Source organism: Achromobacter spanius, assembly GCF_002812705.1.
Lineage (GTDB): Bacteria > Pseudomonadota > Gammaproteobacteria > Burkholderiales > Burkholderiaceae_B > Achromobacter > Achromobacter spanius.
In genome coordinates, this window is sequence record NZ_CP025030.1 from 3249556 (window position 1) to 3260423 (window position 10868).

Below are 10868 nucleotides of genomic sequence, written 5' to 3' on the forward strand. Positions count from 1 at the left end.
GCGACGACCACGGAAGCGACTATGACCAAATCCACCGGCAAATCCTCCTCTGCAATTGATGCGGCTGAAATCAAGGCCCCCGCGGCCAAGCGCGCCGTAAGCATGGCGGCGGAAAAAGCGCCCGCCAAGACGGCGGTGAAGGTCGCCAAGCCTGCTGCTGCCAAGACGGCTGCCAAAAAGGCAACCAAGACGGCTGCGGCTGACAAGCCCGAAAAAGTGACGAAGGCTCGCGCCAAGAAGGCTGAGGATAAGCTCGCCGACCTGGTGGGGGGCAGCGCCCCGCGCTCGGGTCCCGTGCCTAGCGGCCGCCGCCCGGGCCGTCCCGCAAAGAATGCCAACAATGATTCCGACGGTTTCGACGATACGATGGACGGCGAAGGCGAAGTCTTGCCCGATCTGAAGCCGCCCAAGCGTGGTGGCAAGCGCGGCAAGGCCGATCCCAAGGATCTGATCGCCCGTGGCCCCGTCACGCCCGAAGAATACGAAGCACGCCGCAACCGCCTGAAGCAGCTGATCAAGCTGGGCAAGGATCGCGGCTACCTGACATACGGCGAAATCAACGACCATCTGCCTGACGACTTGGTCGACGCCGAAGCCATTGACGGCATCATCAGCACGTTCAGCGACATGGGTATCGCGGTCTATGACCAGGCACCCGACGCCGAAACGCTGCTGATGAGCGAGAACGCGCCGGTCGCGTCCAACGACGACGACGTCGAAGACGAAGCCGAAGCCGCTCTCACCACGGTGGATTCCGACTTCGGTCGCACCACCGACCCCGTGCGTATGTACATGCGCGAAATGGGTTCGGTCGAGCTGCTGACTCGCGAAGGCGAAATCGAAATCGCCAAGCGCATCGAAGACGGCTTGAAGCACATGGTCATGGCTATTTCGGCCTGCCCGGCCACGATCAACGAGATCCTTGCCCACATCCTGCGCGTGCGCGAAGGCCAGGCGCAGATCGACGAAGTCGTTGATGGCCTCGTTGATCCGGAAGACGGCGAAGAATACGCTGGTGCCGGTGTCACGGCGGACGAAGACGAAGGCGACGACGGCCCTGCCGGCGGCATGTCCAGCAAGCAACTGGAAGACCTGCGCGTGAAGGCGCTGGCCAAGTTCGATGAAGTGGGCAAGCAGTTCGACAAGATGCGCCTGTCGTACGAGAAGGACGGCTACAAGTCAGACATCTACGTGCGCGCCCAGGAATCCATCCAGAACGAACTGATGGGTATCCGCTTCACCGCCAAGATGGTCGAGAAGCTGGCTGACACGCTGCGCAACCAGGTGGAAGAAGTGCGCCAGCTTGAACGCGCCGTCCTGCACACGTGTGTGGACCGTGCCGGCATGCCGCGCACGCACTTCATCAAGGTCTTCCCGGGCAACGAAACCAATCTGCAGTGGGTGGTGGACGAAGTTGCCGCTGGCCATCCTTACGCCGAGACGCTGGAACGCCAGATTCCCGCTGTTCAGGAATTGCAGCAGAAGTTGATCGACCTGCAAACGCGCGTCGTGCTGCCGCTGAAGGACTTGAAAGACGTCAACAAGCGCATGGCCACCGGCGAAGCCAAGGCTCGCAAGGCCAAGCGCGAAATGACCGAGGCCAACTTGCGCCTGGTGATCTCGATCGCCAAGAAGTACACGAACCGTGGCCTGCAGTTCCTGGATCTGATCCAGGAAGGCAACATTGGTCTGATGAAGGCCGTGGATAAGTTTGAATACCGGCGCGGCTACAAGTTCTCGACGTACGCCACGTGGTGGATTCGTCAGGCTATTACGCGTTCCATCGCTGACCAGGCGCGCACCATCCGTATTCCGGTTCACATGATCGAAACGATCAACAAGATGAACCGGATCAGCCGTCAGATCCTGCAGGAAACCGGCGCCGAGCCGGATCCCGCAACCCTGGCGCAGAAGATGGACATGCCCGAGGACAAGATCCGCAAGATCCTGAAGATCGCCAAGGAACCGATCTCGATGGAAACGCCGATTGGTGACGACGATGACTCGCACCTGGGCGATTTCATTGAAGATACGTCGACCCTGGCGCCGTCGGACGCGGCCTTGCATGGTTCCATGCGTGATGTGGTCAAGGAAGTGCTAGACTCTCTCACCCCGCGTGAAGCCAAGGTTCTGCGTATGCGTTTCGGTATCGAAATGAGCACCGACCAGACCCTGGAAGAAGTGGGCAAGCAGTTCGACGTGACCCGCGAGCGCATTCGCCAAATAGAGGCTAAAGCGCTGCGCAAGCTGCGTCACCCCAGCCGGGCCGACAAGCTGAAGAGCTTCCTGGAAGGGCAGTAATCGTTTCCTGGGCCTCTAGCTCATGCCTGGTTAGAGCAGCGGACTCATAATCCGTTGGTGCCGAGTTCGACTCTCGGGGGGCCTACCAAGTAATGGCGCGGGTTTGCGGGTATTTCACGCAACCCGCGCTTTCTTTTGTGTGTGGGATTTCTTGCCAATCTCCCCAAGCGCCGATTTCATTGCTGCGGTCGCCAAGTGACTGTAGCGCTGTGTTCTGGCCGCTGACTTGTGGCCGAGTACGGCGCTGACGGTGTACAGGTGCACATGCGCGCTGATCATGGCGCTGGCGGCGCTGTGCTTTAGATCGTGAAGGCGCAGGTAGCCCATGTCTACGGTGGTTCGCCGTTCTTCGTGTCTTCCAGCAGGAACATCCCATCCCGGCGCACCACCTTTAGAATCTCGCTCAGACGCATCCCGCTGTAGAAGGCGATCCGGATACCATCCTTTCCAGTGGACGGCGCTCGTACCTTTCCAGTGGACGGCGCTCGTACATAAGAAGCGAAGCCCTGGCACCCGCTGAGGTTTTCGCTATTTATATTGTTTTGGGGCCGAGGGGTTTGGTCATGTTTTGCTCCGTGGATTTCACCCTAGACCCGGTTCGCGGGTTACGAAACCCCTGGCTACAGCGAGTGCTCTAGGGGACTCCTTCGCGGCGATCTCAGCTAGCTCTATCGCAAGGCCGACGAGCTTCAGATATGGCATAGCCCTAAGGCGCGCTCTAATTAGGTCCTTATGGCTTTGTTCTAGCCCACTCTGCTGAATTCGCGCATCAAGTGCTGTTCGTAACGCTGACGCACCTTCTGCGTTGCTACCATAAATGGTGCTTATGGGATCTTCAACTCCGTGAACCAGATCCAGCCCTTTCGATGTTATGTGCAGGCGTTTGAGATCAACCATGAGGAAAGGCGTACCCATTATGGTAGCCGTGGTGCGGCCGGAATTGGCGAGATCATGGCCTTCGAGATATCGTACGCAGGCATCTATTTCGTCTTTTGAGGCGTACTTTCGTGCTCGTCTAAGGAATGTTTTGCCGGAAGCTGGGAACGTGTCCGCAAGGTCTATCAGAATCCGACGGATTAAATCGGGGTTCATTTGCATCAGCGTCTCCTTTCGCTTGTTCAGTAGAAGTGAGCGACGCATCTATTTTCGACTGTATGCCCCTGATTGCGACAGGTTTTGGCAGCCCGGTATTAATATGCAATCGCACCGGAGATAGGGTGGGACGCGCCGCCTCTCTCCCTTGTGACCGACATGAATAAGCCAACCCAACTAGACCGCATCGAGGTCAAGCTCGATGCTTTCATAGAAGCCCTGGCAGATGAAGGCGAAGAGAGGTGCCAGCCAGAGCTAACGCTTGATGGTGAGGCAGTAGGCGGCGAGCGGGACGATACCCAACTGCTATGAGCAGCCACCCCTGGAGTGCTTGCTACAAGACCTGGCGCTGGCAGAAGCTGCGGGAGCGCCAAGTTCATACTTCAGGGCCGTCCCGATTCACTCCTAGCCTCCCGTGTTACCGAGACCGAGTGCGCCCCCTCGCCTTGCTAATGCGCTTTTACTACGCCGTGCTCGATCCCGTGATAGTGGCGCAACGCTACGATATGCAAGGCAAGTGGCCGGGGTGCCACGCCAATGATGCTGGATTTACACGCCTGCCGCGATGTTCTGGGCCTGAACCGCCTGCTGCGCGGGAGGTCTTCGGGCAACCTGTCCAAGATCCGCCGTGCCCGAACGCATCGGCTATCGCGTGCGTCCCTTTGCGCTGGCGAACCACATTCACGACGTGCACGCGATTAAAACTTCGATGGCCGTGCGTAGTGGCAGCCCCGTACTGGCGCGTTGCATTGTGGTGGGGAGTTTTCATTGATACCCCCGGCCATCGCAACGGGCCACTTGAGACCACAGAGCGCCTGGTGGGCTATATCAAGCTGCCGCGCAGCGGCGAATTGGTCCACTACCTGGACCTGATAGGGCACCGCGACCATCTGGCTGGCGGCGTCATGCATGTTTATGCATGCGCACATCGCCCAATGGCTACTGAACGCTGACACGCCACCGGCCCCCGGTGCGCGCGCCATCTGGTATGGGGCGCTTGAGCATGGAGGAGAAGGCCTGCTGACTTGGAAGCGGCGCGCGGGGCTTCGCACCCGTGCGGGCCCGCTTGCGGGCCTGACGTTACGCCGATTCGCGCCGACGCCGGCGGCGTTGTCAGGTCATGTTCCCGGCTAGCCGGGCGATGGTGGGTTTAGCTAAAAGGAATACAGATCATCCTCGGTCGGCCGCATGCCGATTTGTTCTTGCAGCGCAACTTCTGCACAGTATGCGCGGATCATCGCGAGACAAAGTTCTTTGTCTGCGAGCGAGAGCGCTCTGAATTGCTCGAGCGGGAAATTGGGGATAGGCCAGTCGTTCATGCATCGCACTCTACCAAGCGAACTCAGCTTTGCGTTGCTTATAGGCCCAATCTAAGACCAATTGACTCCCCTCTCTGCGGCCCGCCGGGGCACGCCCCAGCGCTTACCGTGGGGCCATTCCCTTCCTGAGCTTGTCCGGCGCTTCCAGCAGCGATGACGCCAGGCCGTCGCGTTCTTGCACACAGGGCTCGTCGCGCAGGCTTTTCATGAAGTCGTCGTAGAGCTCGCCTGTGACCCCTGCCGGCCGTTTGAAATCGCCGGATAGCTGATACGCGCGCAGCAACACTGAGCGCAGCCGTTTGACCTCCCAGAGCAGCGAGATCACATCGGAGTTCCAGGGCTGGCGCTCGCGGATGGTGCGAAGGTCGTCAAGGGTGAGGGGGGCTTTGAACGTCATGGCGGAAAATACTGTTTGTATATCCAGTATATTCCATCAAAAACGGGGACGTTCCTCGTTATCGCAACAAGTCCTGCGGCGGCGCGGATACGAGATGGTTGGTCGTCTTGACATGGCGAATGCCGGGTAATGCGACGCGCCAACGGAAGAGCGCCCCAGCTCAAGATGAGTCTGAGGCGCTCCTGCCCGGCTTCGCACGCGATGGGTGTCAGACAGCCCGGCAACTCAAATCTACTGCTGTGAAAACCCATCGGCAATAGGGAAAACCCCAGAAAATGAAAGGGTTACAAGAATCTTGAGTGGGGCACATCCACTCATTGCATGAACCCTTCGTTGCCGACGGCGCGAAGGGTTTTTTCTTGCCAGCTCGTCACCTTCTCACGCACGTCAAGATCGCGGGATCTTTTTGCCCACCTCGGCATGCGCGAATTGTGGCGGTCAGGTGCCAAGCCGACACTGACGCTTCATTCAACGCATCGGAGAGCAGAAATGTGGAGCAGTCGAAAACGGCAATTGGGCCAAGGTATGACGGAATACATCGTTGTCGTGGCGCTGGTCGCGGTGGCGGCCATTGCCGTCTATCAGTACTTCGGCCAGGTGGTGCGTTCACAAACCGCCGCCATGGCACGAGAGCTTGCCGGGGAAGATGGCGGCACGCAGACGCGCGCGGCACAGCAGGCGGCTCAGAAGGCTGCGGCTCAGGCCAAGGCTAGGTCGCTCAAGTCCTTTACCGGCAACGCCTCGGACGCGAAGTGATGACGCAGATGCGTATGCCTCCCGACCTTCAGCATGGCCAGGCATTGGTGCTGGGCATGATGATCGTGTCTGTCGCGGCGGCATCCCTGGTTGTGCTCTACAACCTGGGTCAAACGGCGGAAGGCCGTATGCGCTTGACCCATGCGGCGGATGCCGCCGCCTACAGCGGCGCGCTTGAGCAAGCGCGCACACTTAATGCCCTTGCTTATGTGAACCGTACGCAGATTGCGCATCAAGTCGCCATGGCGCACCTGGTCACCTTGGCAGCCGCCGCGCAGTACGGCCGCACCATGCACGCTCAACGTACCCGGGGCAACCCGCCTGCCGGCTTGATCGCCATGCTGTTCGGTCCGGATATGGGGCTTGCTTATCGGGCAGGGCGGGCATTGCCCGATGCTGAGTCGCGGTTGGCAAGCGCGTTTGCGCAACATGACTACGTTGTGCATCGGGTGTTGGAAGCGGCGGCGGCCTCGGCCATGACGGGGCTGTCGGCCTCGCGCGATCGCATCATGCGCAAGGTCCTGGAGGCCAACATGACTGATCCGGGTTCGGATCAGGAGTCGGGTTGGGATTCGGGCAAGTCGCCGCGTGCGCGGGGTCTTACCTTGCATCTGCTGTCGGATGCGTGGCCCGGGTTCGCCGAGCGCCGTGTCGCTACGCGCAAAGCAGGGTTGCGGCCAGCAGTGGAACAGGCGGCCGACCGCTACGGATATCTGCAAAAGCGCAATGCCACACGTCGTAATCCCTGGCCCGTCAGCAAGCGCTGCCCGTTGAATCGGCATGAGTTGCGCCGCCGTGGTTCGACCTGGCTTGGGCCCGATGGGCGTTGGGGCGCTTTGGACACGCAGTCGTTTCATGCGCTGCGATCCAATCGATGGATCGGCTGCTATTACCGTGAATACGCAATGGCCTGGGGCACGGCGCAGGGTCAGAAGTCCAAGACGCCAGATGGCGTGGACTACGTGGATGAGCCGCCCGCGGACTTTTCCCAAGAGGACTTTTGGCGCTGGGTGGAACAGTCCACCGCGTGGGACATCTTCAGCGGCGTGACCAACCCCATGGCAAATTCCTATGCGATGGCGTCCGCGCAGCGTTGGCCCGGCAAAGGCTTGCCGGCTTACCGCGAAGTCCAGGCATCGCGCTTGCAAGAGCGGTTGCGTTTTGCTGTGCGCGTGCGTTGGTCTGGCTCCGTGCTGAAGACCACCGATGCGGCCAGCGTGTTGGCGTCGCCGACGGGCATCTTTCGTTATGCCGCCCTGGGGCAGTCTGGCGGGATCACCGTGACCAGTGCCGCCGAAACGTATTTCTTGCGGCCTGAGCAGCGTGCGGATCGCCGTGAAGAACTGGCCACCTTGTTTCGACCTTACTGGCAGGCACGTCTCTCGGCGGTTACGCGCGCAGAGGCCTCGCATGCGCGGAGCGCACCATGATGCAGAGGGATAGGTACCCCCGCTTTCCCGCGCGGCAACAAGGGCAGGCGATCGTCGAGGCCTTGCTGATGCTGCCGCTGATGGCAGTGCTGGTTTGGGCGGTGTCCTGGGTCGGCGGGCTGCAGTTTTCGGCGCAACAGTTGTCGCAGGCCAGCCGCAAGACAGCGATGTCCGGCGCGCTGGGTCAGCCCCTGGCGCCAGCGCATTCGATGGTTGCCGCCGGACAGCGCCAACGGGTCCTTGAGCTGCCCGGCATCGCGCCGCCGAACATGTCTGTATTGCAAGGCGAATGGTTTGGTGTGGGCCTGCGCCTGCTGTCGGTGCACGCGCGCTCGATGCCTTCGCGGAAGGGGCAAGCGCCGATCATTGCACGACATGCGCATGTGGCGATCGGTGCCGGCCATGCACGCGGAGACGCCGACGCGCGCCGCCGTATTGGCAATGCACCGACTGCATGGCGTCAGGTTGAACGGGTGTCGCTTGCGCAGGCGCGGCGAGTCGGGCCTGCCACACGGCGCATGGACGGCCCCTGGAGGCGGGCCGCGCTACAGACCGATTGGCTGTCGGCGTGGGCAGATGTGGTGCCGCCCGACCGGTTGGGAACACGTAAAGGACGAAAGCCATGAATGCGTACTCAATGACTTCGATTCGCCGGACTAGGCCCGCGGTCGTCCGTTTGTATCGTCCCTTGGCGGTGATGATGTGGCTTGCGAGTGTGGCGGGCCCCTGCGTCGCGCAGCCCTCGCAGTCCGCAACGACAGCCCCGGCATCCTTGAGCCGGCTGCGCTTGCCGGAAGGGTCCACCCATGCCTTGCTGGCCGACCGCGTGTGGCTTCATGGCTACCCCGCCCAAGTGTTGGTGTTTGACGCACCAACAGATACCCGTGCCGTGGTCCGCGCGTTGGTGGATCAGCAGCCCGGCTTGTCCGATTTGAATGTGCTGCCGGGTCATCTGATCCTGTCTGGCTGGATCGATGACCAGCAATGGGTGGCGCAAATGCAAAACGTCGGCCCGAGCCGGACTATCGGCACGGTGTCTGCGCTGCGCATGTCGGCTCCTCCAAACCCTGTGGCGCCCGCCTGGCTGCCAGAGGGCGCACGGCTGCGCCTTGATTTTGCCGTGATGGAGGCGGGCGTCAAAGTGTGGGAGCGCATTTGGCAACATGGCTTGCCGCCTTCTCGGATAACACCCTTGTTAAAAGCGGCCTTGTTGCGCGACGGCTGGCGCCTTGAAGCAGACGACGGTGCTTCCCAGTCATGGGCGCGCGCAGACCAACGCATGCAGGTGTCGGTGGTGCCCTTGGATGCGGGCAGCGGCCTGCGGGTCAGAAGGTGGGTGCCATGAAGGCCGCACTGATGCATGGTGTTTCCCGGCTGCGCCGCGCGGGCGTGTATGGCCTGGCGTTGATGGCCGGTCTGCTGTCGGCATGGGCCGTGCGCGAGCACGTGCAGCAACGGGTAGAGGCGTTGGAAGCCGAGGCCCGCACACCGGTTGTCGAGCGTCTGGTGGCCGCCTATGACCTTGCCGCGGGCACGCGGCTGGAAGAGGCTGACGTGGCGGTCCGCGAAATTCCGGCGCAGTGGGCGTCTTCCGCCAGCCTGGATCCGCTGGCGTTGAACAGCTTGCTTGGCGGCACCTTGGTGGCGGATGTGGTTCATGGCGAACCTTTGCTGAAGTCACATCTGACTTTCTCCATGCCGGCCCCCGCCCTGGCATCCCGATTGCGTTCGGGCCAACGGGCGCTGACTGTCGCCGCGGCTGACCTCGGCGGGCTGGCCGATATGCTGCGTGCCGGCGATTTGATCGACATCTACGTGACCTTTCCTCATCACCAAAAAGAGCTCACCGTGCCTTTGCTGCAGGGTATGCGTGTGCTGACGGTTGGCGCCGGGGCCGATGAAGAGGGGGCGGCAAGTGGTGCCGGCAGCATTACGCTTGCCGCCGATCCAGACCAAGCCATGAAGTTTGTCGCTGCCAGGCAGGCGGGCTCGCTGACGGCCATGCTGCGACATCGCGACGATGAGGCGGCCGTTGCCGAATCCACTCAGACGGATCTGGCCTCGCTCATCGGATTGGCGCCGGAACCCGCGCCTGCTCCCGGCGTAACGATCTTGTACGGGGACCGCATGCAGGTGCAATCGCCTGTTCCTACAGACGCCGCCGCAATGGTGGGTAGTGCATCGGAGCGGCCATGAGACGCATCGCATTCATCCTGAGCGCAATCACGCTTGCGCTGACGTCTACCACGGCCACCGCCAGCACCTCAAATGAGCCGCAGGCGCTGGAGTTGCAGGTGGGTGAAACCCGGGTGCTGCCGCACCCCGGCGTGAAACGAGTGGCCATTGGAAACGGGCAGGTGTTGAGCGCCGTTGCGACAGAAGGCCGGGATGTCGTGATTTTTGCCCGCGCCGAAGGCGTGTCGTCTGTGCACGTCTGGGCGGCCGGGGGCAAACCGAAAGCCTATGACCTGCGCGTTGTTGCCGCCGGCGCGCCGCGTTTGCGGGCAGAGGTCGAGTCGCTGCTTGCCCGTATTCCCGGCGCGCGCAGCACCACGGTGGGAGGGCGTATCGTGATCGAAGGCGACGATTTGTCCGACGACGACCGGGCACGCATTGCCGCCTTGGCCGAACGCTATCCCGCCATCCTGGACTTCACGGGGCAAGTGGGATGGGACCGCATGGTACTGCTTGATGTGCAGGTTGTTGAAATTCCCACATCGCGAATGCGCGAGTTCGGCCTGCGCTGGGACGGGGTGACTCAGGGCGGTGCAAATGCCGGCCTGGCTTGGGATGCAGGCTCGCGGGGGCGCATGACCCGACCCGGCGAATCCTTCATCGAGACCGCTGGGCCGGTGTCGGCCGCCGCGGGTTACTTCGGGGTAAATGCCTTGCTGTCCGCCCGCATCGCCGCGCTGGCGCAAAGTGGTGAAGCCGTCATGCTGGCGCAGCCGCAACTACTGGCGCGCAGCGGCGCCAGCGCCACGTTTCTGGCCGGTGGCGAGGTTCCCTACACATCGACCGATTCCCGTGGCAATCCGACCACCTTGTTCAAACCGTATGGCGTGTCACTCAACATCACGCCGCGCATCGACCGAAACGGCGTGATCCGGTCGTTGATCGAAGTCGAGGCAAGTTCCGTCGACACGTCGCTAAGCGTGGCGGGTGGCCCGGCCTTGCGGACGAGGCGGGCTTCCACCGAATTCAACGTCAGATCGGGCAATACGCTGGTCATCGGGGGCTTCTTGTCGCGAGAGCAAGGCCGGGAGATCAATGGCCTGCCTTGGTTGCAGAACATTCCCATTCTCGGGGCCTTGTTCTCGTCGCGTCGCTTTCAGCAGCGCGAAACCGAGCTGGCCATCTTTGTGACGCCCAAGATTGTGTCGCAAAGCGAGCCCGCCATGCAGGATCGGGTGCGGCGCGGACGAGGGGTGTTGGACACGACGTTTCCAGAGCCGCCGCGCCTGGGCACCGCAACGCCCGTCGCCGTCGACGCTTGGGATCCCTATGCCGGCGCAGGCTCGCAGTGGGTATCCCGCGATGACTTCCCCCAGTCGCCACATCAAGAGTGATGCC

12 protein-coding genes and 1 tRNA gene are annotated in these 10868 nt (G+C 61.8%); 10 read left to right on the forward strand and 3 right to left on the reverse strand.

Going from position 1 to position 10868, the window contains the following annotated elements:
• Positions 1-21 precede the first annotated feature (21 nt).
• Positions 22-2301 carry an RNA polymerase sigma factor RpoD gene (gene rpoD / locus CVS48_RS14770; RefSeq protein ID WP_100855092.1) on the forward strand — a complete coding sequence of 760 codons (2280 nt, stop codon included), beginning with the start codon at positions 22-24 and terminating at the stop codon, positions 2299-2301.
• Between the two features lie 9 nt (positions 2302-2310).
• Positions 2311-2389: transfer RNA gene (locus CVS48_RS14775), tRNA-Ile, on the forward strand.
• Positions 2390-2415: 26 nt separating this feature from the next.
• Here the strand turns inward: CVS48_RS14775 and CVS48_RS14780 are convergent.
• Positions 2416-2628, reverse strand: coding sequence for a tyrosine-type recombinase/integrase (locus tag CVS48_RS14780; protein ID WP_242001275.1), 213 nt, complete (start codon positions 2626-2628; stop codon positions 2416-2418).
• 924 nt (positions 2629-3552) lie between these two features.
• Here CVS48_RS14780 and CVS48_RS29220 point away from each other — a divergent pair.
• The gene (locus tag CVS48_RS29220) at positions 3553-3705 is read left to right on the forward strand and encodes a hypothetical protein (protein ID WP_157814466.1); all 153 of its coding nucleotides are present in this window, start codon (positions 3553-3555) and stop codon (positions 3703-3705) included.
• Positions 3706-4021: 316 nt separating this feature from the next.
• Positions 4022-4165 carry a hypothetical protein gene (locus CVS48_RS29490; RefSeq protein ID WP_172616194.1) on the forward strand — a complete coding sequence of 48 codons (144 nt, stop codon included), beginning with the start codon at positions 4022-4024 and terminating at the stop codon, positions 4163-4165.
• Positions 4166-4547: 382 nt separating this feature from the next.
• On the opposite strand, the gene CVS48_RS14795 is transcribed toward CVS48_RS29490, so the two are convergent.
• Both CVS48_RS14795 and CVS48_RS14800 read right to left on the reverse strand, forming a co-directional pair.
• On the reverse strand, positions 4548-4712 hold the full coding sequence (locus tag CVS48_RS14795; RefSeq protein WP_100855095.1) for a 2'-5' RNA ligase: 165 nt from the start codon (positions 4710-4712) through the stop codon (positions 4548-4550).
• Positions 4713-4815: 103 nt separating this feature from the next.
• On the reverse strand, positions 4816-5109 hold the full coding sequence (locus CVS48_RS14800; protein ID WP_100855096.1) for a hypothetical protein: 294 nt from the start codon (positions 5107-5109) through the stop codon (positions 4816-4818).
• A 489-nt stretch (positions 5110-5598) separates the two neighbouring features.
• On the opposite strand from CVS48_RS14800, the gene CVS48_RS14805 reads away from it, so the two are divergent.
• The 6 genes from CVS48_RS14805 to CVS48_RS14830 all read left to right on the forward strand — a co-directional run bounded on the left by CVS48_RS14805 (position 5599) and on the right by CVS48_RS14830 (position 10864).
• Positions 5599-5865: a hypothetical protein gene (locus tag CVS48_RS14805; protein ID WP_100855097.1), complete on the forward strand. Its 267-nt coding sequence runs from the start codon at positions 5599-5601 to the stop codon at positions 5863-5865.
• 14 nt (positions 5866-5879) lie between these two features.
• A complete protein-coding gene (locus tag CVS48_RS14810) occupies positions 5880-7295 on the forward strand; it encodes a hypothetical protein (protein WP_111886368.1) in 1416 nt (471 codons plus the stop codon).
• Complete coding sequence (locus CVS48_RS14815) at positions 7292-7921, forward strand: TadE/TadG family type IV pilus assembly protein (protein ID WP_100855098.1); 630 nt, start codon at positions 7292-7294, stop codon at positions 7919-7921. Before CVS48_RS14810 ends, CVS48_RS14815 begins: the two co-directional genes overlap by 4 nt.
• Before the next feature lie 185 nt (positions 7922-8106).
• Complete coding sequence (locus CVS48_RS14820) at positions 8107-8640, forward strand: hypothetical protein (RefSeq protein ID WP_242001274.1); 534 nt, start codon at positions 8107-8109, stop codon at positions 8638-8640.
• Positions 8637-9491 (forward strand): Flp pilus assembly protein CpaB, encoded by an 855-nt coding sequence (gene cpaB, locus CVS48_RS14825; RefSeq protein WP_100855099.1) that lies wholly within the window; start codon positions 8637-8639, stop codon positions 9489-9491. The genes CVS48_RS14820 and cpaB overlap by 4 nt, the downstream gene beginning before the upstream one ends.
• Entirely contained in the window at positions 9488-10864 is a 1377-nt protein-coding gene (locus CVS48_RS14830; RefSeq protein ID WP_100855100.1) for a type II and III secretion system protein family protein, read from the forward strand. The genes cpaB and CVS48_RS14830 overlap by 4 nt, the downstream gene beginning before the upstream one ends.
• Positions 10865-10868: the final 4 nt, after the last annotated feature.

Coding starts and splice junctions, on each gene's coding strand:
- rpoD (WP_100855092.1), top strand. CDS start 22: ATGACCAAATCCACCGGCAAATCCTCCTCTGCAATTGATGCGGCTGAA.
- CVS48_RS14780 (WP_242001275.1), bottom strand. CDS start 2,628: ATGGGCTACCTGCGCCTTCACGATCTAAAGCACAGCGCCGCCAGCGCC.
- CVS48_RS29220 (WP_157814466.1), top strand. CDS start 3,553: ATGAATAAGCCAACCCAACTAGACCGCATCGAGGTCAAGCTCGATGCT.
- CVS48_RS14795 (WP_100855095.1), bottom strand. CDS start 4,712: ATGAACGACTGGCCTATCCCCAATTTCCCGCTCGAGCAATTCAGAGCG.
- CVS48_RS14800 (WP_100855096.1), bottom strand. CDS start 5,109: ATGACGTTCAAAGCCCCCCTCACCCTTGACGACCTTCGCACCATCCGC.
- CVS48_RS14805 (WP_100855097.1), top strand. CDS start 5,599: ATGTGGAGCAGTCGAAAACGGCAATTGGGCCAAGGTATGACGGAATAC.
- CVS48_RS14810 (WP_111886368.1), top strand. CDS start 5,880: ATGCCTCCCGACCTTCAGCATGGCCAGGCATTGGTGCTGGGCATGATG.
- CVS48_RS14815 (WP_100855098.1), top strand. CDS start 7,292: ATGATGCAGAGGGATAGGTACCCCCGCTTTCCCGCGCGGCAACAAGGG.
- cpaB (WP_100855099.1), top strand. CDS start 8,637: ATGAAGGCCGCACTGATGCATGGTGTTTCCCGGCTGCGCCGCGCGGGC.
- CVS48_RS14830 (WP_100855100.1), top strand. CDS start 9,488: ATGAGACGCATCGCATTCATCCTGAGCGCAATCACGCTTGCGCTGACG.